At 66.1% G+C, this 19,628-nt stretch carries 23 protein-coding genes; 18 read left to right on the forward strand and 5 right to left on the reverse strand.

What is annotated here, in order from left to right; genetic code table 11:
• Nucleotides 1–85 precede the first annotated feature (85 nt).
• The 9 genes from RT697_RS17150 to RT697_RS17190 all read left to right on the forward strand — a co-directional run bounded on the left by RT697_RS17150 (nt 86) and on the right by RT697_RS17190 (nt 7,564).
• Nucleotides 86–1,075, forward strand: a complete 990-nt coding sequence (locus RT697_RS17150; RefSeq protein ID WP_312436577.1) for a KpsF/GutQ family sugar-phosphate isomerase — start codon at nt 86–88, stop codon at nt 1,073–1,075.
• Nucleotides 1,072–1,680, forward strand: coding sequence for an HAD family hydrolase (locus RT697_RS17155; protein WP_313700458.1), 609 nt, complete (start codon nt 1,072–1,074; stop codon nt 1,678–1,680). The genes RT697_RS17150 and RT697_RS17155 overlap by 4 nt, the downstream gene beginning before the upstream one ends.
• A 37-nt stretch (nt 1,681–1,717) precedes the next feature.
• Nucleotides 1,718–2,350 (forward strand): LPS export ABC transporter periplasmic protein LptC, encoded by a 633-nt coding sequence (gene lptC / locus RT697_RS17160; protein WP_313700459.1) that lies wholly within the window; start codon nt 1,718–1,720, stop codon nt 2,348–2,350.
• A complete protein-coding gene (gene lptA, locus RT697_RS17165; RefSeq protein ID WP_313700461.1) occupies nt 2,347–2,970 on the forward strand; it encodes a lipopolysaccharide transport periplasmic protein LptA in 624 nt (207 codons plus the stop codon). Before lptC ends, lptA begins: the two co-directional genes overlap by 4 nt.
• A 33-nt stretch (nt 2,971–3,003) precedes the next feature.
• Nucleotides 3,004–3,798 (forward strand): LPS export ABC transporter ATP-binding protein, encoded by a 795-nt coding sequence (gene lptB, locus RT697_RS17170; RefSeq protein ID WP_313700462.1) that lies wholly within the window; start codon nt 3,004–3,006, stop codon nt 3,796–3,798.
• Between the two features lie 216 nt (nt 3,799–4,014).
• Entirely contained in the window at nt 4,015–4,353 is a 339-nt protein-coding gene (hpf, locus tag RT697_RS17175; RefSeq protein ID WP_006216296.1) for a ribosome hibernation-promoting factor, HPF/YfiA family, read from the forward strand.
• 349 nt (nt 4,354–4,702) lie between these two features.
• Nucleotides 4,703–5,158: a PTS sugar transporter subunit IIA gene (locus tag RT697_RS17180; protein ID WP_056319588.1), complete on the forward strand. Its 456-nt coding sequence runs from the start codon at nt 4,703–4,705 to the stop codon at nt 5,156–5,158.
• Nucleotides 5,159–5,178: 20 nt separating this feature from the next.
• Complete coding sequence (gene hprK, locus RT697_RS17185; protein WP_006216298.1) at nt 5,179–6,105, forward strand: HPr(Ser) kinase/phosphatase; 927 nt, start codon at nt 5,179–5,181, stop codon at nt 6,103–6,105.
• Between the two features lie 25 nt (nt 6,106–6,130).
• The gene (locus RT697_RS17190; protein ID WP_313700464.1) at nt 6,131–7,564 is read left to right on the forward strand and encodes a PLP-dependent aminotransferase family protein; all 1,434 of its coding nucleotides are present in this window, start codon (nt 6,131–6,133) and stop codon (nt 7,562–7,564) included.
• A gap of 57 nt (nt 7,565–7,621) precedes the next feature.
• Here the strand turns inward: RT697_RS17190 and RT697_RS17195 are convergent, their stop codons facing one another.
• Both RT697_RS17195 and RT697_RS17200 read right to left on the reverse strand, forming a co-directional pair.
• Nucleotides 7,622–8,905: a cytochrome c gene (locus RT697_RS17195; protein WP_313700465.1), complete on the reverse strand. Its 1,284-nt coding sequence runs from the start codon at nt 8,903–8,905 to the stop codon at nt 7,622–7,624.
• Between the two features lie 12 nt (nt 8,906–8,917).
• Entirely contained in the window at nt 8,918–9,676 is a 759-nt protein-coding gene (locus tag RT697_RS17200; protein WP_313700466.1) for a c-type cytochrome, read from the reverse strand.
• Nucleotides 9,677–9,871: 195 nt separating this feature from the next.
• On the opposite strand from RT697_RS17200, the gene rapZ reads away from it, so the two are divergent.
• The gene (rapZ, locus tag RT697_RS17205; RefSeq protein WP_313700480.1) at nt 9,872–10,744 is read left to right on the forward strand and encodes an RNase adapter RapZ; all 873 of its coding nucleotides are present in this window, start codon (nt 9,872–9,874) and stop codon (nt 10,742–10,744) included.
• Nucleotides 10,741–11,700: a septal ring lytic transglycosylase RlpA family protein gene (locus RT697_RS17210; RefSeq protein ID WP_313700468.1), complete on the forward strand. Its 960-nt coding sequence runs from the start codon at nt 10,741–10,743 to the stop codon at nt 11,698–11,700. The genes rapZ and RT697_RS17210 overlap by 4 nt, the downstream gene beginning before the upstream one ends.
• A 13-nt stretch (nt 11,701–11,713) precedes the next feature.
• On the opposite strand, the gene RT697_RS17215 is transcribed toward RT697_RS17210, so the two are convergent.
• Nucleotides 11,714–12,298 carry a methylated-DNA--[protein]-cysteine S-methyltransferase gene (locus RT697_RS17215; RefSeq protein ID WP_313700470.1) on the reverse strand — a complete coding sequence of 195 codons (585 nt, stop codon included), beginning with the start codon at nt 12,296–12,298 and terminating at the stop codon, nt 11,714–11,716.
• Between the two features lie 3 nt (nt 12,299–12,301).
• A complete protein-coding gene (rsmI, locus tag RT697_RS17220; protein WP_313700471.1) occupies nt 12,302–13,237 on the reverse strand; it encodes a 16S rRNA (cytidine(1402)-2'-O)-methyltransferase in 936 nt (311 codons plus the stop codon).
• 65 nt (nt 13,238–13,302) lie between these two features.
• Here rsmI and RT697_RS17225 point away from each other — a divergent pair, with 65 nt between their 5' ends.
• The 4 genes from RT697_RS17225 (at nt 13,303) to RT697_RS17240 (ending at nt 15,683) form a co-directional block, all read left to right on the forward strand.
• The gene (locus tag RT697_RS17225) at nt 13,303–13,782 is read left to right on the forward strand and encodes a YraN family protein (RefSeq protein WP_313700472.1); all 480 of its coding nucleotides are present in this window, start codon (nt 13,303–13,305) and stop codon (nt 13,780–13,782) included.
• A 73-nt stretch (nt 13,783–13,855) separates the two neighbouring features.
• Complete coding sequence (locus tag RT697_RS17230) at nt 13,856–14,449, forward strand: phosphoheptose isomerase (RefSeq protein ID WP_056560293.1); 594 nt, start codon at nt 13,856–13,858, stop codon at nt 14,447–14,449.
• Nucleotides 14,446–15,192: a BON domain-containing protein gene (locus RT697_RS17235; RefSeq protein WP_313700474.1), complete on the forward strand. Its 747-nt coding sequence runs from the start codon at nt 14,446–14,448 to the stop codon at nt 15,190–15,192. Before RT697_RS17230 ends, RT697_RS17235 begins: the two co-directional genes overlap by 4 nt.
• A complete protein-coding gene (locus RT697_RS17240; protein WP_056560300.1) occupies nt 15,189–15,683 on the forward strand; it encodes a peroxiredoxin family protein in 495 nt (164 codons plus the stop codon). Before RT697_RS17235 ends, RT697_RS17240 begins: the two co-directional genes overlap by 4 nt.
• A 257-nt stretch (nt 15,684–15,940) precedes the next feature.
• Here RT697_RS17240 and RT697_RS17245 read toward each other — a convergent pair whose 3' ends face one another.
• Nucleotides 15,941–16,729 (reverse strand): MetQ/NlpA family ABC transporter substrate-binding protein, encoded by a 789-nt coding sequence (locus RT697_RS17245; protein ID WP_056560303.1) that lies wholly within the window; start codon nt 16,727–16,729, stop codon nt 15,941–15,943.
• Between the two features lie 273 nt (nt 16,730–17,002).
• Between RT697_RS17245 and argB the strand changes: the two genes are divergently transcribed.
• Genes argB through slmA form a run of 3 tightly spaced genes read left to right on the forward strand, consistent with a single transcriptional unit; the run spans nt 17,003 to nt 19,322 of the window.
• Nucleotides 17,003–17,905 (forward strand): acetylglutamate kinase, encoded by a 903-nt coding sequence (gene argB / locus RT697_RS17250; RefSeq protein WP_013396740.1) that lies wholly within the window; start codon nt 17,003–17,005, stop codon nt 17,903–17,905.
• 43 nt (nt 17,906–17,948) lie between these two features.
• Complete coding sequence (locus RT697_RS17255) at nt 17,949–18,695, forward strand: pyrimidine 5'-nucleotidase (protein ID WP_313700482.1); 747 nt, start codon at nt 17,949–17,951, stop codon at nt 18,693–18,695.
• Nucleotides 18,696–18,746: 51 nt separating this feature from the next.
• A complete protein-coding gene (slmA, locus tag RT697_RS17260; RefSeq protein WP_063956148.1) occupies nt 18,747–19,322 on the forward strand; it encodes a nucleoid occlusion factor SlmA in 576 nt (191 codons plus the stop codon).
• The last annotated feature ends 306 nt before the right edge of the window (nt 19,323–19,628 follow it).

Consider the following 19,628-nt stretch of genomic DNA (forward strand, 5'->3'; position numbering starts at 1 on the left):
AGTTTGAAAGCCGTTGAAAGACTCGCCAGCATGCCATACGCCCCTGCGCGGGGCAAACTAGCATACTGAGATTAAAATCCGCCCCATGACCGACCATCCCACCTCATCGTCCGGCACCGCGCTGGCATCTGCGCGCAGAACGCTACAGATCGAAAGCCAGGGCTTGCTGGACCTGTCCGCCCGGCTGGATGACAGCTTCACGCAAGTCGTCGACCTGCTGCTTGCGTGCCGCGGCCGGGTGGTCGTCAGCGGCATCGGAAAAACGGGACACATCGCCCGCAAGATCGCCGCGACGCTGGCCTCCACCGGCACGCCCGCCTTCTTCGTGCATGCCGCCGAGGCCGTCCACGGCGACCTGGGCATGATCACCCGCGACGACGTGCTCATCGCCATCTCCTATTCGGGGTCGGGCGAGGAACTGCTGACCATCCTTCCCGTGGTGCGCCGCATGGGCGCCGGCCTGGTGGCGATCACCGGCAACCCGCAGTCCGAACTGGCCCGCCAGGCCGACATCCATCTGGATGCCAGCGTGGCGCAAGAGGCCTGCCCGCTGAACCTGGCGCCCACCGCCAGCACCACGGCCGCGCTGGCGCTGGGCGACGCCCTGGCCGTCGCCTGCCTGGAAGCGCGCGGTTTTGGGCCTCAGGACTTTGCCCGCTCGCACCCGGGCGGCGCGCTGGGCCGCCGGCTGCTCACCCACGTGCGCGACGTCATGCGCCAAGGATCCGCGCTACCCATCGTCATGGCGGACACCCCGGTGTCGCAGGCCCTGGAGGTCATGTCGGCCAAGGGCATGGGCATGACGGTCGTGACCGACGCGCAGCACCGCCCGCTGGGCATCTTCACCGACGGCGACCTGCGCCGTCTCATCGCGCGGCACGGCGACATCCGCAGCCTGACCGTCGAGGCAGGCATGACGCGATCGCCGCGCAGCATCAACCCCGAGGCGCTGGCCGTCGAGGCCGCCCGGCAGATGGACGAACAACGGCTCAATCACATGCTGGTGATGGACAATGACGGCGCGCTGGTCGGTGCATTGCACATGCACGATCTGATGGCCGCTAAAGTGGTATGACTATGAACCTCTCTGCTTCCGTGAATCACCCGGCCGAAGCGCTGGTGCTTGCCCGTATCCCCGCCATCGTGCGCGAACGCGCCGCGGCCGTGCGCCTGATGGTCTTCGACGTCGACGGCGTGCTGACCGATGGCAGCCTCTATTACGGCGAAGGCGGCGAACTGCAAAAGCGCTTCAACGCGCTGGACGGCCATGGGCTGAAGCTCCTCATGGAAGGCGGACTGAAAGTCGCGCTGATCACGGGCCGATCCGGCCCCATCGTCGCGCGCCGCGCCGCCGAACTCGGCATCGCCGAAGTCATTCAGGGCGTGCGCGACAAGGGCGCCGCCCTGACCGAACTTGCGCAGCGCTGCGGTGTCCAACTGAATCAAACCGGCTACATGGGCGATGACATCATCGACCTGCCGGCCTTGCAGCGCGCGGGCTTTGCCGCCAGCGTGCCCAACGCCCCCGGCTACGTCAGCCAGGCCGCGCACTGGGTTTCGACCCTGCCCGGCGGAAGCGGGGCCGTGCGCGAATGCTGCGATCTCCTCCTGGCCTCGCAAGGCCGCCTGGGCGCCTTCCTGGCCGCGCCGGGCCTGCTTGGCCCCGGGGCGATCCAGTGATTCCGCCCTCAACGTATACGCCCTCGCGGCGCACCCGATGAAAGAACGTTTTCCCTCACTGATCGCGCTGTTCCTGCTGCTGGTGCTTGTCACCAGTTCGTGGTGGGCGGCCGATTACGCGCAGCGCGCCATCCAGGTGGATCCCCCGCGCCGCGTCACCCACGAAATGGACGCGTGGTCGCGCGATTTCGTGATGCTGCGCACCGATCCCACGGGCAAGCCCATCAACCGCCTGGAAGGCGATTACATGGAGCACTTCCCCGACGACGATTCGTATCACGTCACGGCGCCGCGCGCGGTAGGCCAGCGCGAGTCCAATCCGATCACGGTGGCGGTGTCCAAGACGGCCGTGATGGAACAGGGCGGCAAGCGCATCGTCATGCAAGGCGATGCCCATGTGCTGCGCCAGCCCGACGCCGAGAACGACATGCTGGACGTGCGCAGCCAGCAGCTCATCATCCTGCCCGATGAAGACGTGGTCTTCACCGACCTGCCCGCCACGGTCCTGAAGGGCCGCTCGCGCATGCAGGGCACGGGCATGCACTACAACAACAAGACTCGCCAATTGCAGGTTTCGGCATCGACCGACGTGGAAATTGCCGGTTCGGAAGGCAAACAGCAACGCCGCACCGAAATTCCAGCCAACAACTCCAACCAGAAAAAACCATGACCGACCTTCGGACCTTCCTCGCCCCGACGACCCGCCTGATGGGCGCCGTGCTGTTGACGGCCTGCGCGCTTGCGCCGGCCCATGCGGCGGAACCGAAAGCGGCCGCGCCTGCCGAAGAGCCCAGCACGCTGATCCTGTCGGACACGCTGCACTACGACGACGTGAAGAAACAAAGCGTGTTCACCGGCAACGTCAACATGACGCGCGGCCTGATGACGCTGACCTCCGACACCTTGCAGATGAACGAGGACGCGCAGGGCAACCAGTACGGCACGGCCACCGCCAACAAAGGCAAGGTCGTCACGATCCGCCAGGAGCGCCCCGAAAACTTCGAACTCATCGAAGGCAAGGGCCTGCGCGCCGAATACGACGGCACCAACAGCACGTTCGACCTGATTGGCCAGGCCATCGTCACCCGCTACGTCTGTGGGAAACCGTTCGATACCATTCGCGGCGAGCGGGTACGCTACAACGAGAAGTCCGGCACGTACGAAGCGCAAGGCGGCCCGAATTCCGCCGCGGCTGGCGGACGCGTGCGGTCCCTGGCCGAACCGCGCGCCAAGCTGGACGCCGCCGTCGCCGAATGCCGCAAGCAGCAGGCAACCAAGAAAGGGCGCTGAAGCGCTTCTCCCGCAACACCAATCGCAGCCACGATGAACCAACCCTCAGTGCCGACCCCCGTGACCTCCGCCCCTTCGGGCGTCAAGCAGGGCAGCCTGCGCGCAACCGGACTGCGCAAGACCTACAACGGCCGCACCGTCGTGCAGGATGTCTCCCTGTCCGTGGTCAGCGGCGAAGTCGTCGGCCTGCTGGGCCCCAACGGCGCAGGCAAGACCACCAGCTTCTACATGATCGTCGGCCTGGTGCCGGCGGACGCCGGCCGCATTGAGATCGACGGCGCCGTCATCACCGCAATGCCCATCCATAAGCGCGCGCGCATGGGCCTGTCGTATCTGCCGCAGGACGCCTCCGTGTTCCGCCGCCTGACGGTGGAACAGAACATCCGCGCGGTGCTTGAACTGCAAGTGGGTGCGGATGGCCGTCCGCTGTCGACCCCCAAGATCAACGAACAGATGGAATCGCTGCTCGAAGAACTGCAGATCGGGCACATCCGCAGCAACGCCGCGATCTCGCTGTCGGGCGGCGAACGCCGCCGCGTCGAAATCGCGCGCGCGCTGGCCACCAGCCCGCGCTTCATCCTGCTGGACGAACCGTTTGCCGGCGTGGACCCCATCGCCGTCATCGAGATCCAGCGCATCGTGCGCTTCCTGAAGGGCCGCGGAATCGGCGTGCTGATCACCGACCACAACGTGCGCGAAACGCTGGGCATCTGCGACCGCGCCTACATCATCAGCGAAGGCAAAGTGCTGACCGATGGCCACCCCGACGAAATCGTGGGCGATCCCGCCGTTCGCCGGGTGTACCTGGGCGAACACTTCCGTATGTAACCGCCTGCTGAAAGACGCCGTAACGCATGCAAAAAGACCGCCATACGCCCTGGGACTCAGCCATAAAAATGCCATGAAGTTGCGGTAGGTCAGCTTGTTTTATCGGCCCGAGTCTATACACTAGAGCTAAACGAACCCTGCTTATTGAAGGAGAACGCCTACGACCCCACCGCGCCTTTTGCGCAATTTTTTCCTCTTTTAGAAGGAGAGCACACTATGAACCTGAGCATCTGCGGTCGTCACCTCGACGTCACCCCGGCCATCCGGGAATATGTCATGAACAAACTGGCGCGAGTGCTGCGGCATTTCGATCACGTCATCGATACCCAGGTCATGCTCTCAGTAGAGCCCCTGCGGCATAGAGCCGAAATCACCATGCGTCTGAGCGGCAAGGATATTCATTGTGAAGCAACCGATGAAAACCTCTATGCAGCCATAGACCTTCTTGCTGACAAAGTCGACCGTCAGGTCATCAAGCACAAGGACAAGGTAAGGAGTCATTCAGCAGAGTCCGTGAAGCGGCAAGCGGCGAGCCTCTCGCCACCCCAGCAGTAACGCGCTTCATGACCGCTCACCTGAGCGACTAGCAGTACAGCGATCCCAGGATCCTGCCTAAGTCCCGGTGTCCCGCTAGACCTTGCGTCCAGCTGGGGCATCGGCAAACTCCCCTCCTGCGCCACCCAATCCCTTCCTGTTTCATCCGTTGCCGCCTGCCGGCCACTTGGCGTTTTCCCTGCGTTTGTCCGATACGTGCGTCTCGGGGAACCCTGCCAGGCCCAGAATGTCCACAACACATCGCGATCAGACTATGCTGTCGCTCTTGTGGTCCCGTTGGCTTCTCGGTATTTCGAGGCCTCGGGGCGGTTGATTGTTGCAGTGCGTCATATAACCATATAATGACCTGATGAATCATTTGTCGCGCATCCTACCCGCCGGCAACGTCGTGCTCGATATGCTCGCCACGAGCAAGAAACGTGCGTTCGAACAGGCCGGTCTGCTTTTTGAAAACAACAACGGCTTGGCACGCGCCCTCGTGTTCGACAGCCTTTTTGCCCGCGAGCGCCTGGGGTCCACAGCCCTGGGTCAGGGCGTGGCCGTGCCGCACGGCCGCGTGAAAGGTCTGGAGCAGGCGCTGGCGGCGTTCATCCGCCTTGCCCAGCCCATCACCTTCGACGCGCCCGACGGACAGCCCGTGTCGATGCTGCTGTGCCTGCTGGTGCCTGAAACCGCCACGCAGCAGCACCTGGACATCCTGGCCGAACTCGCCCAGCTCATGTCCAACAAGGCATTGCGCGAGGCGCTGGCCACCGAGCCCGATCCGGCCATCGTCCACAGAATGCTCACGACCGGCCAACTCTGATCCCACGCGGAATCGCTGCCATGCTCACGGTGCAGGAACTCGTCGACGACAACGCCGACAAAATCCCCTTTAACTGGATCTCGGGCCAGGGCGCCGCGGACCGTGCGATTCCCGACGACGGCATGGCAGCCGCCGACCTCGTCGGCCACTTGAACCTGATCCACCCGTCGCGCATCCAGGTGTTCGGCCAGGAAGAGCTGGCGTACTACACGCGCTTCGACCTGCGCCGCCGCATGCACCACATGGACGAGCTGCTGATCGGCGGCGTGCCGGCGATTCTGCTGGCCGATGGCCTGACGCCGCCGCAGGATCTGGTCGACCAGTGCGACCAGCATCAGGTGCCGCTGCTGTCCACGCCGGTGGCCGCCGCGCAGCTCATCGACCTCCTCCGCATCTATCTCGGCAAGAAGCTCGCGCCCACCACCACAGTGCACGGCGTGTTCCTGGACGTGCTGGGATTGGGTGTGCTGATCACGGGCGAATCGGGATTGGGCAAAAGCGAACTGGCGCTCGAACTGATTTCGCGCGGCCACGGCCTGGTGGCCGATGACGCCGTCGAGTTCTCACGCACCGCGCCCAACATGATTGAAGGGCACTGTCCGCAACTGCTGCAGAACCTGCTGGAAGTCCGCGGCCTGGGCCTGCTCGACATCCGCACGATCTTTGGCGAAACCTCGGTGCGCCGCAAGATGCGCCTCAAGCTCATCGTGCATCTGGTGCGCGCCACCGCGCAGGACAAGTTCGAACGCCTGCCGTTGCAGGACATCACGCAGGACATGCTGGGACTGCCCGTGCGCAAGGTGATGCTGCAGGTGGCCGCAGGCCGCAACCTGGCCGTGCTGGTCGAGGCGGCGGTGCGCAACACCATCCTCAAACTGCGCGGCATCGACACGCTGGGCGAGTTCATGGAACGCCAGGCCATGGCGATCCTCCAAAGCAGCAAATGAGTCCGCGTCGTCGCCCTGCGGCATCGTGAGCCTTTACGAAACCCTCGCCGACGAGATCGCCACGTCGATCGCAAGCGGCGTCCTGCGCGCCGGCGACAAGCTGCCCTCGGTGCGCGACGCGTGCGCCGCGCGGAGCGTCAGCCCCTCCACCGTCTTCCAGGCCTATTACCTGCTTGAGGCGCGCGGCCTGATCCGCGCGCAGCCGCGCTCGGGCTATTACGTCAACGCCCCCGCCGAATCGCTGCCGCCCGAACCGGGCGCCTCGTGCCCCGGCGGCGAATCCACTGAACTGGCGATCAGCGAACGGATCTTCGACATTCTCGGCTCGGTGCGCAACCGCGACGTCACGCCGCTGGGTTCGGCCTTCCCCTCGCCCCTGTTGTTTCCGTTGCCGCGATTGGCGCAGGCCATGGCCGCGCATCTGAAGCGCCAGGATCCGCGCGACACCGTTGAAGACCTGGCGCCCGGCAATCCACGCCTGCGCCGGCAGATCGCCCTGCGGTACCTGATCGGCGGCATCAACCTGCCCGCCACCGATATCGTCGTCACGAATGGCGCCCTGGAAGCGTTGAATCTCTGCCTGCAGGCGGTCACGCAGCCTGGCGATACCGTCATGGTCGAAGCGCCCACCTTTTACGGCGCGCTGCAGGCGCTGGAACGACTTGGACTGAAGGCGCTGGAAGTGCCTACCCATCCGCGCACCGGCATCGACCTGGACGCGATGCAGGCCGCCATCCTGCGCCACGCGCCGCGCGCCTGCTGGCTGATGACGCAATTCCAGAATCCGCTGGGCTGCCTGATGCCCGACGACCGAAAGCGGCAACTGGTCGAACTGCTTGCGCGGCACGACATTCCGCTGATCGAGGACGACGTCTATGGCGAACTGTACTTCGGCACGACGCGGCCGGTTCCCGCCAAGGCCTACGACACGCGCGGCTTGGTGCTGCATTGCTCGTCGTTCTCGAAATGCCTGGCGCCCGGCTACCGCATTGGCTGGGCCAGTGCCGGACGCTATGCCCAGCAGGTGCAGCGCCTAAAATTGTCATCGACGCTGTCGGCGTCGGGCCCCGCGCAGGGCGCGATTGCCGAATACCTGGAACAGGGCGGCTACGACCGCCACCTGCGCCGTCTGCGCCAGACATTGCAGGCGCAGCAGGAGCGCATGGCCGACGCCATCGCGCAGGCCTTTCCCGCCGGCACGCGCGTGACGCGGCCGCAGGGCGGGTTCTTTCTGTGGCTGGAATTGCCCGCCGCCGTGGATGCGCTGTCGCTCCACCGGCAGGCGCTGGCGCGCGGCATCAGCGTGGCGCCCGGCCCGATCTTCTCGGCCAGCGGCCAGTTTGGCAGCGCGCTGCGCCTGAACTACGGACACCCGTGGGAAGCCGGCATCGAGGCCGCGATCCGCACGCTGGGCGAGCTGGCGCACGAAGCCTGCCGCGCGGCTGTCGCAACGCGCTAGCCTGCCTGGCCGCGTTGCCGGCCTCGTGCGGACCACGCGTCCGCGTGGCCTTCACCGCTAATTCAACGTCGACGATGCCCGCGCACGCTTGACCCCAAGCGCGCTGACCCCGCCCGCCTCGTTGCCCCAGCTATTGCGGATGTAGGTCACGAGCATCGAAATATCGTTGTCGTTGAGCACCTGTCCGAACGGCGGCATGCCGTGGGGACGCGGGTTTGCGGCCGTGGCGGGCGCGTACCCGCCGTCGAGCACCATGCGGATCGCGTTGACGGGCGACGGCGCAGTCACCGTCGGGTTGCCGGCCAGCGCGGGCCACGCCGTGCCGCTGCCCTTGCCGTCGGCCTGATGGCATTGCGCGCATTGCTGGCTGTACAGCTTGCCGCCCAATTCCATGGCCGCGGGCGCGGGAGCAACCGCACGCGCATCCGTTGCCGGCGGCGTGGCCGGCAGCGACTTCAGGTATACGCCGATGGCCCGCGCGTCATCGTCGGTCAGGTGCTGCGTGCTGCCCAGCACGACTTCCGCCATCGGTCCGCTGACCGTCGAATGCGCCGCAATACCGGTCTTGAGCAACGTGGCGATGTCCTGCGCCGTCCAGCGCCCCATGCCCGTCTGCATGTCGTTCGTGAGCGGCGGCGCATACCAATCCAGCACGGGAATCACGCCGCCGGCCAGCGCGTCGCCCCCGCGCGTTGCGCCCAGGCTGTTGCGCGGCGTGTGGCAGGCCGCGCAATGTCCCAGCCCTTCGACCAGATAGCGGCCGCGATTCCATTGGACCGACTGGCCGGAATCCGCTTCCTGCACGCCCGGCTTGAAATACAACGCGCGCCACGCCGCCAGCAGCGCCCGCTGGTCATACGGAAACTTCATCTCGGGCGGACGGTTGGCCTGCTTGACGGGCGAAATGCTGCGCAGATAGGCAAACAGCGCATCCGAATCGCTGCGCGTGACGCGCGTGTATTCGGTGTAGGGAAACGCCGGATACAGCAGCGAGCCGTCCTTCGATTTGCCGTTGTGCAGCGCCTGCCAGAAGTCGTCTGCCGTCCAGGCGCCTATGCCGGTCTCCGGGTCGGGCGTGATGTTCGGGCCATATACCGTGCCGAACGGCGTGGGAACGGGCGTGCCGCCGGCAAACGCCTTGCCGCCCCGGCTGGTGTGGCAGGCCATGCAGTTGCCGGCCAGCGCCAGGTAGCGGCCGCGCTCGATCTGCGCGGCGCCCTCGGCCTCCGCCGCAACGGGGCCGGTGCTGGCATCGTCGCGCGTGCCCAGCCAATACAACCCGCCAGCGGCCACCACGACCACCAGCAACAGGACACCCAGGATTTTTTTCATCAGCGTCATTCGCGGCCCCGTTCAGCGTTGCGCCTGGCTGCCGCATTCCGCGGGCAGCCGGACGGAGTTCGCGGCGTCGGGCACGTAGGGCTCGACGACGGGCTGTGACGACAGCCACGCCGCCAGGGCGCCGATGTCGGTGGGGGTGAGCTTGTGGGAGATGTCGGCCATGCAGTCCGGCGCGGCGGCGCGGCGCAGGCCGTTCTTCCAGCCGCCGATCTGCGCGCCGATGTAATCGCGCGGCAGGCCCAGCAGGCCCGGGATGGCGGGCAGCATGCCGGACAGGGCCGCGCCGTGACAGGACGCACAGGCCGGCAGGCCGCGCGCCGCATCGCCCTCCTTGGCAAGCTTGCGTCCTGCCTCCAGCGTGGCGGCGGACACGTCCGCGCGTACCGGCGCCGGATACGGCACATGCTGTTCAGAGAAGTACGCGGCCATGTCGCGCAGGTAGTCGTCGGGCAAGCCGGACAGCAGGTGCGTCATGGGCCGGTATTGCCGGCGCCCATCGCGGAAGTTCAGAAGCTGATGATAGAGATAGTCCTGCGGCTTGCCGGCCAGCCGCGGATAGTAGCCGTCGGCGCCCGCCCTGCCCTGCGCGCCGTGACAGGCCGTACAGGCCGCGACGCGCGCCGCCATGGTGTCGGGCTGCAGGGTCGGCGCCGCCGCCGGCTGGGCCAGCGCCGACGCGGACATAAACACAACAGCCGCAGCGGCCAAGGCGCTGCGGAAGGCCCAAAACCGCGGCAGTGAAACACTACAAGAGGAAATGAGGGCTAACATCTAGGTCAAATTCCAACCCCCCGAATCGTGATGGCGGGGCGCGTAAAAGTGGAACTGCGATGGAACTGCGGCGTCTGCGGCCCCAAGCTTACGTCAGGGCGTGCAGCAGGGAACAGGCGCAGATCCCGAGTTTATGGCCATATCAGATGCTATCCCGCCGGCATCGTCCTGGAAAAGCGTGCCACAATCATGTCCATGTTGAAAGTCGTCCTCGTCACCGGCATATCCGGCTCCGGCAAATCCGTCGCGCTGCGAATGCTCGAGGACGCGAGCTACACCTGCGTCGACAATCTTCCCGTCCGCTTCCTCACCGAGTTCATTGCGCAGGCGCGCGATGACGGCATGGAGCGCGTCGCGGTCGCCATCGACGTGCGCTCGCCGGGAGAACTGGCCGAACTGCCCGACGTGGTCACTGCGCTGCGCGCCATGGGCACCAGTCTGCGCGTGGTCTTCCTGGATGCCAACACGGCCACGCTGGTGCAGCGCTATTCCGAATCGCGCCGCCGCCATCCGCTGACCGACCGCCTGCAGCGCGGCGGCTCGGCCCCATCGCTGACCGAATGCATCGCCCTGGAAAGAGAGCTGCTGGCGCCGCTGCGCGAGCAGGAACACGTCATCGACACGTCTGAACTGACGCCCGGCCAGCTTCGTGCCTGGATCCGCGACCTGATCAAGGCAGACCGCGCGCCGCTGGTGCTGACGTTCGAATCGTTCGCCTACAAGCGCGGCGTGCCGGGCGACGCGGACCTGGTGTTCGACGTGCGCTGCCTGCCCAATCCGCATTACGACCGCAACCTGCGCCCGCTCACGGGCCGCGACGAACCCGTGGCCACGTGGCTCGCCGGCTACGAGCAGGTGGGCCTGATGATCGACGACATCGCGGGCTTCCTGAAACGCTGGCTGCCGCTGTACACGCAAGACACGCGCAACTACCTGACCGTGGCCATCGGCTGCACCGGCGGCCAGCACCGCTCGGTGTACGTCGTGGAGCAACTGGCGCTGCGCTTTGCCGACCACGACCCGCTGCTGGTGCGCCACCGCACCCAACTGCCCGACGAAACCGCATGACGCTTTCCCGCCCTCTACATTTCATCTCTGTGCTGCTGCTGGCGATCGCGGTGGCAGGCTGCTCCACCAGCGGCGGACGCAAGAAGGGCGGCTATTACAAGGATGATGGGCCGGACGCCAACCCCCCGTCGAACCTGGACCAGATTCCCGACGCGGTGCCCAAGCTGGAGCCCTACGCCAGCGGCGCGAACCGGCCATATGTCGTGTTCGGCCAGCGCTATGTGCCGGACACCAGCGGCCAGGCATACAAGAAGCGCGGCATCGCCTCGTGGTACGGCAAGAAATTCCACGGCAACTCCACGTCGATCGGCGAGACCTACGACATGTACGCCATGACGGCCGCGCACACGACGCTGCCGATCCCCAGCTACGCGCGGGTGACCAGCATGGTCAACGGCAAGACGATCATCGTGCGGGTGAACGACCGCGGCCCCTTCCACAGCGACCGCATCATGGACCTGTCCTACGTCGCGGCGTACAAGCTGGGCATCATCGGCCCGGGCAGCGGACAAGTGGTCGTGGAAGCCATCCAGGCCGAAGAGATCCGTCGTCTGGCCTCGCAAGGCGCGCCCGCGGCGCCCGCGCCGGAACCGGATTCCGCCACCGGTTCCACGCCGGTGATGGCGCCGGTGGCGTCGACGCCCGTGGCGCTGGCGCCCGAGCCCCTGGCGCCCGCCTCGCCCAGCCCCGCCCCGATGCGTCCGGTTGCCGGCGCCGCCACAGGCAGCGTCTACCTGCAGGTGGGCGCGTTCAGCCAGCCCGGCAATGCGCAGTCGCTGGTCAGCCGCATCAATACGCAGCTCGGCGCCGAAGGCGCGCCGCCGGCGTCGGTGGAACAGGCCAATAATCTGTATCGCGTGCGGATCGGTCCGTATCCCGACCGGCAGAGCGCGCTCAATGCGGTGCCGCTGGTATCCGACCGCATCGGCATCCTGCCGACCATCGCGTCGCAATAAGCGAACAAGACTGCTACCAGGGCAGTTCCGCCTGCCCGTCGCACACCCGGCGCGCGCTCGCGCTGCGGCTGAGGTAACGGCTGCCTTCGTGTTCCAGCAGCGCCTGCTTGCGCGGCAATCCCCCGCCAAAGCCCGTCAGCGAGGTGTCCGCGCCGATCACGCGGTGGCACGGAATGATGATGCTGATGGGATTGCGGCCCACCGCGCCGCCCACGGCCTGCGCGCCCTTGGGCCGGTTCACCGTGCGGGCCAGTTCGCCGTAGCTGGTGAGCGTGCCGAATTCCAGCGCGCACAGCGCATGCCAGACCTCGTGCTGAAAGGTCGTCCCCACCGGGTCGAGCGTTACGTCGAACAAACGGCGCTCGCCGGCAAACCATTCTTCAAGCTCGCGCCGCGCCTGTTCCAGGAACGGATCGCTGTCGGTCAGCACCCATCCGTCCGGCGGCGGCAGCAGCGCCTGATCGGTGAACCACGCGCCGCGCAATCCCTTCGGACTGGCCACAAGACGCAGGTCACCCAGTGGGGTGGGCATGTCGCGGTAGGTCAGCCGCTCTTGCGGGTCGGCGGGCTTGTTGGACACGACGGTTGAATACGTCATGGCTTATTCCTGTGCCTTCTTGCGGGTCAGGGCCCGGTTGTAGAGCACGTCGCGCGGCTGGCCGGTGACCTTGGCCGCAACGCGCGCGGCGTCGCGCACGGACAGCGATTCCAGCAACGCGTCCAGCAGGACGTCGTGGGCGGGATCGGCGTCGTCGGACTCAGGCAAGTCCACCTCGGCATGGACGATCAGCACAAACTCGCCCTGCTCGCGATGCGCATCGGCGGCCAGCCATGCCGCGGCATCGCCCAGCTTGACGGTGCCGATCTCTTCGAAGCGTTTGGTCAACTCGCGCGCGACGGTCAGTTCACGTTCCGGACCGCAGACCTCGAGCAGGTCGGCAACGGTGGCCGCCAGCCGATGCGGCGACTCGAACATCACAACAGGCGCAGGCAACGCGCACCACTGGCGCAGCCAGCGCTGCCGGGCCACCGCCTTGGACGGCGCAAAGCCCGCGAAGGCGTAGGCGGGATTCTCGTCCGTGGTGACGCCGCTGCCCATCAGGGCCGCGATCACGGCGCTGGGGCCTGGCACCGGCACGACGGCATAGCCGGCGGCGCGCACGGCGCGGACCACGCGGGCGCCGGGGTCGCTCACCGCGGGCGCGCCGGCGTCGGACACCAGGGCCACGCGCTGGCCTAGCGCCAGGCGCTCGCAAATGGCCTGCGCCGCGGCGGCCTCGTTGTGGCGATGCGCCGCCATGAGCGGCGTACTGACGCCCCAGGCGTCCAGCAGCGTGCGGCTGGCGCGCGTGTCCTCGGCAGCGATCACGTCAGCCCGCTGCAGGGCGTGCCAGGCGCGCAGGCCCAGGTCGCCGAGATTGCCGATGGGCGTGGCCACGACATACAGCGTCGAGGCTGGCCAATGCTGGCCCGCCACGCGTTCCGACACGCGGGACCAGGCATCGCCGGCAGTGGGAGGTGAGACGTTTTGATTCATTGCTGCCTGCTGACACGGAAAACCATGTCAGTGTAGCCGCCTGTGCACGCTGCTTTCGGAATCCCATGACGGACGACACCCTGCGCCTGGCCTGCGAACTTGCCTTGGCCGCCCGCCGCCGCGCCGCGAAACGCCGGCGGCGCACTGAACGACTGCCTGCCGACCGCCCGCCCCCGCGCCGCTCGCCCACCCAGCGGCGCGGCGACCACCACGAAGCGGCCGCGCTGCGCCTGCTGCTGGCGCAAGGCCTGACGCTGCTGGCGCGCAACCTGTCGTGCCGTGCCGGAGAAATCGACCTGGCCATGCGCGACGGCGACACGCTGGTGTTCGTCGAGGTCCGGGCGCGCGCCAGCATCCGCTTCGGCGGCGCCGCCGCCAGCATCGGCCGCGACAAGCAGGCGCGGCTTGCCCGGGCGGCGGCGCTCTGGCTGCCCGAACTGGCCCGCCGTCACTGGCGCGGCCTGTCCCCGCCCGCCCGCTTCGACGCCGTGGTTTTCGACGGCGGCGACCCGGCCTGGCTGCGCGGCGCATTCTGGCTGCCATGATGCTGCCCGCCTTGCCCCGTCCTCGTTGCGCAAGGACATAACCACGGCCCGGCCCCGTGAGATAATCGCGCCCATGGATATGACCTCTCGTATGACGTCGCACTTTCGCGACGCCATGGCCGCTCACGAACAAAGCATGAACGTCCTGGCCGAACCGCTGGCCGTGGCCGTGGACGTGCTGTTCGGCGCCCTGGCGAACAACGGCAAGATACTGGCTTGCGGCAATGGCGGCTCGGCCGCCGATGCGCAGCATTTCATCGCGGAACTGGTGGGCCGCTTCGAACGCGAACGCCTGCCGCTCGCGGGCATTGCGCTCAACACCGACACCTCGATCCTCACGGCGGTCGGCAACGATTACGGCTTTGACGAAGTCTACGAACGGCAAGTGAACGCATTCGGGCAGGCCGGAGACGTGCTCGTGGCCATTTCCACCAGCGGCAATTCGCCCAACGTGGTCCGCGCCATGGAAGCGGCCAGCGCCCGCGAAATGCACGTCCTGGCCCTGACCGGCAAGGGCGGCGGCGTCATGGGGGAACTCATTACCCCGATGGACGTCCATCTATGTGTTCCCAGCGATCGCACCATGCGCATCCAGGAAGTCCATATTCTGCTGCTGCACGCGCTGTGCGACGGCATCGACGCTCTTCTGCTTGGAGACACCGAATGATTCTTGACGCCAGACCCGCAGTCCGCCCGCTGATGCTTGCCGCCGCGCTATCCACCGCGGCGCTTTCGCTGACGGCCTGCGCGCCCTTGATCGTGGGCGGCGCCGCCGCCACCACGGCGGTCGTGGTCACCGACCGCCGCACGTCCGGCGTCCAGCTTGAAGACCAGAACATGGCGTTCAAGGCGCAGAACCAGATCTCCCAGAAGCTGGGCGACACGGCCCGCGTCAATGCGATGGCCTACGGCGGCCACCTGCTGCTGACGGGCGATGTCCCTTCCGAGGAAGCCAAGAACCAGGCCACCGCCATCGCGCAAAGCGTGGAAAACGTGAAGCAGGTCATCAACCAACTCAACGTCGGCCCCATCGCGTCGTTCGGCCAGCGCTCCAACGACACCTGGCTCACTTCCAAGGTCAAAACGGCCCTGCTCAACACCAAGTACGTGCCCTCCGGCACCATCGCGGTCACCACCGACCGCGGCGTCGTCTACCTGATGGGCAAGGTCACGCAAGCCGAAGGCGACTACGCCGCCAATGCCACCGCGGACGTCGGCGGCGTGACCAAGGTAGTCAAGCTCTTTGAAATCATCAGCCGCGAAGAAGCCATCCGTCTGTCCGGCAGCGGCTCCAAACCCGCCACCACCGAAAGCAAGGCGCCCATCGAAACCGGCACCGGTCCGGCCACCGACAACGCGGCTGGCGCCGGCGGCACGAGCAGCGGCGTCGAAGCAATGCCCATCAAATGAAAAAAGCCATCGTAGCCCTCGCAGTTCTCGTGGCGGTCGGCATCGGCGCCTGGTTCGCCATGCGCCCGGCCCAGACCGCACCCGACGTCACCTTCACCACGCTGGAAGGCAAGACCTTCTCCATGCAGGACCTGCGCGGCAAGGTCGTGCTGGTCAAATTCTGGGCAACCAGTTGCGTGACATGCGTGAAGCAGATGCCCGACACCATCTCCGCCTACAACGAGTACGCGGACAAGGGGTATGAAGCCATCGCGGTCGCCATGAACTACGACCCGCCCAACTTCGTGCTCAACTTCGCCGAAACCCGCAAGCTGCCGTTCCCGGTCGCGCTGGACACCAAGGGCGAGATCGCGCGCGCCTTCGGCGACATCCGCCTGACGCCCACGGCGTTCCTCATCGACAAAGAGGGACACATCATCAAGCGTTACCTCGGCGAATACGACAAGGCCGAGTTCCACGCCACGGTGGAAAAGGCCCTGGCCGCCGGCTGATCCGCCGTATCGGCGCAAAATCAAGAAATCGCCCGCCGCAAGCGGGCGATTTTTTTGGAGGTGCGCCCGCTTCTGTCGCTGCATGCGCTTCCAGGTGTCTGACACCCGTCAGGCAAGATCGCCGAATGGACGCGCCGCCACAAGGGTGTCTGACACCTTCGCCATAAAAAAGCCGCCCGTTGACGGGCGGCCAGCTTCTTACATGAAGCGCACTGATTGCACAGTGCGGACGGTTGCAGCCGCCCGCGCTCCGCGCATCAGAAAGCGGGAACCACCGCCCCCTTGTACTTCTCCTGGATGAAGGTCTTGACCTCCGGCGAATGCAGCGCGTCGACCAGCTTCTTGATGCCCGGCGCGTCCTTGTTGTCGCTGCGGGTCACGAGCACGTTGGCGTACGGCGAATCGGCGCCTTCGATGAACAGGGCGTCCTTGGTCGGCACCAGGCCCGCTTCCAGCGCGTAGTTAGTGTTGATCAGCGCCAGGTCCACGTCGTCCAGCGCGCGCGGCAGCATGGCGGCTTCCAGTTCGCGGAACTTCAGCTTCTTGGGGTTCTCGACGACATCGGCGGCGGTCGCCAGGATGTTGGCCGGGTCCTTGAGCTTGATGACGCCCTGCTTTTGCAGGAGCACCAGCGCGCGCCCGCCGTTGGACGGGTCATTGGGAATGGCGACCGTGGCGCCGTCCTTCAGGTCGGACAGGCTTTTGATCTTCTTGGAGTAGCCGCCGAACGGCTCGACGTGGACCAGCGCGACCGGCACGAGGGTCGCCTTGCGGTCCTTGTTGAAGCTTTCCAGGTACGGCTTGTGCTGGAAGAAGTTGGCGTCCAGCTGCTTGTCCGCCAGTTGCAGGTTGGGCTGCACGTAGTCGCTGAACACCTTGATGTCGAGCTCCACGCCTTCCTTGGCCAGCTTGGGCTTGACCACTTCAAGGATCTCGGCGTGCGGCACCTGCGTGGCGCCCACGACCACTTTTTCGGCGTGGGCCGCGTTGGCGGCAACCAGGAGGACCGACGCCGCCAGGGCGGAACGGACAAAGTTCAAACGCATGTCTTGCCTCTTATATGGTGAAAATCGGGGATCGATGCCCCGCAGGTTCGGGCAGGCCCCCTTTTGCGGGGCGTGCCGTTGTGAAAACGCCCCCAATTTACCTGAATGCCCGTTATTTGTCGGGCATAAGGACATGGGTTTGCAGCATAAGAAACCTGTGGGGACTACAATCCGTCGTATGCTTGCGCTAGCCGCGTTCCAACCGCGTTCTTGTGCAGGCATTTTTTTCACGCCCATCAACTTTTCTGTTATTTATCTGCCGACTTAGCTGCCATGACCGACACCCCCGACCCTGCTGCCGTTTCGTCTCCCGCCGTCAAAGCCGCCGTGCTGTCCGAGGCTCTGCCGTATATCCGACGATTCCACGGCAAGACCATCGTGGTCAAGTACGGCGGCAACGCCATGACGGAAGAGCGATTGCAGCGCAGCTTCGCGCACGATGTCGTGCTGCTCAAGCTGGTGGGTCTGAACCCGGTGGTGGTCCACGGTGGTGGTCCGCAGATCGATGACGCCCTGCGCCGCATCGGCAAGCAAGGCACCTTCATCCAGGGCATGCGCGTCACCGACGCCGAGACCATGGAAGTCGTGGAATGGGTGCTGGGCGGCCAGGTCCAGCAGGACATCGTCATGATGATCAACGAGGTCGGCGGTAAAGCCGTCGGCCTGACCGGCAAGGACGGTGGCCTGATCCAGGCCCAGAAAAAGCTGATGGCCAACAAGGACAACCCGTCCGAGCCCATCGATATCGGCTTCGTCGGCGACATCACGATGGTCGAACCGGCCGTCGTCAAGGCGCTGCAGGACGACCAGTTCATCCCCGTCATCTCGCCCATCGGCTATGGCGAGGACGGCACGGCTTACAACATCAACGCCGACGTCGTCGCCGGCAAGATGGCCGAAGTGCTGGGCGCTGAAAAGCTGCTCATGCTGACCAACACCCCGGGCGTGCTGGACAAGGGCGGCAAGCTGCTGCGCAGCCTGTCGGCCCAGACCATCGACGAGCTCTTTGCCGACGGCACGATCTCCGGCGGCATGCTGCCCAAGATCTCGTCCGCGCTGGACGCCGCCAAGAACGGCGTCAATTCGGTGCACATCGTCGACGGCCGCGTGCCGCACTGCCTGCTGCTGGAAATCCTGACCGACCAGGGCGTCGGCACGATGATCAGCTCGCACTGATGAAGCACACCCCCGCAGCACGGCGCGCCGCGCGAGCCTCATGATGCAAGCGCGACGCCAGCTGCTGCGGCCCGCGGTGCGGATGCGCCGCTCCCGCGGGATTGCCACCGGCGCGCCCGAGCGCCTGTGGCTGTTCGACCTGGACAACACGCTCCACGACACCTCGCACGCCATCTTCTCCCAGATCGACCACGGCATGACCATGGCGGTGGCCGAGGCGCTGAATGTGGACGTGGATGCCGCCAACCTCGTGCGCAAACAATACTGGAAGCGCTACGGCGCGACCATGATCGGCATGGTGCGCCACCACGGCGTCGATGCCCACGAGTTCCTGCATCGCAGCCACGACTTCGACGTCGCACCGCTGATGCGCTCGGAAAAGGCCCTGGCCTACAAGCTGCGCCGCCTGCCCGGCCGCAAGGTGCTGCTGACCAACGCGCCGCTGCACTACGCGCGGTCCGTTCTGTCGCATCTTGGCATCCTGCGCCAGTTCGACAGCCTGTGGGCCATCGAGCACATGCGGTTGCACGGCGAGTTCCGGCCCAAGCCCTCCGCAGCGCTGCTGCGCTATGTGCTGGCGCGCGAAGGCGTGCCCGCCCACCGCGCCGTGCTGGTCGAAGACACGCTGGCCAATCTGCGGGGCGCCCGCCTGGCCGGCCTGAAGACGGTCCACGTGTATCACCCCGGCACGCCCTTCGGACGCGGACGCTCGCACCGCCCGGCGTACGTCGACTTGCGGGTAAACTGCGTCAGTGATTTATTGTTACGCCGACGCCCCCTGCGGGGCTGACGGCACGCAGCATCCCCTCCACCCGTCATCCTGCGCGAAGCAGTCCCTTCCATGGCGAGCAAACCCGGCGAGCGCAAGACCCAGATTCTGCAGACTCTGGCCGAAATGCTGGAACAGCCGCACGCGTCCCGCATCACCACGGCCGCCCTCGCCGCGCGCCTCGAAGTCTCCGAAGCCGCCCTGTACCGGCACTTCGCAAGCAAGGCGCAGATGTTCGAAGGACTGATCGAGTTCATCGAAACCAGCATCTTCACGCTGGTGAATCAGATCGCCACCGCCGAGCCCTACGGACTGCCGCAGGCCCACAAGACGGTCGCCATGCTGCTGACCTTCTCGGAACGCAACAAGGGCATGACGCGGGTGCTGACCGGCGATGCGCTGGTCACGGAAGACAACCGCCTGCAGGAGCGCATCAATCACATCAACGACCGCATCGAGGCGTCGTTGAAGCAATCGCTGCGCATCGCCATCACCGACGGCGGCCTGCCGCAGGAAGCCAACGTTGCCGCGCACGCCAGCCTGCTGACACATCTTGTCCTGGGGCGTTGGCTGCGCTACGCCCAGAGCGGATGGCGCGTCACGCCCACGCTGCATCTGGACGAACAGCTACGCCTGGCCTTGGGCTGACGCGCCTGCATTAGCGCCGTTTCCCGGAACAATTGCGGCCTTTTGCAGGGCAAAACGAACTCCGTCGTGTCCCGATTGGTTCGCGCCGATGCAACACTCGCACGCTTGCCCCGCCACGGGGGCGACGAGCATAATGCCCAGGACGAGTTTTCCACAAGCGTTGTTCTCCACCTTCTTGACGTTCATCAATACGGGTTTTCCACAATGCGGTCACGATCAGCCTGTAGCGTCGAAACACCGGACTGATTTACCCCGTGCTCGCGGGCGGTGTTTCGTCAGTTTGACCTCAACCGGAGAAGGATATGG

The organism is Achromobacter sp., assembly GCF_032113835.1.
Taxonomy (GTDB): Bacteria; Pseudomonadota; Gammaproteobacteria; order Burkholderiales; family Burkholderiaceae_B; genus Achromobacter.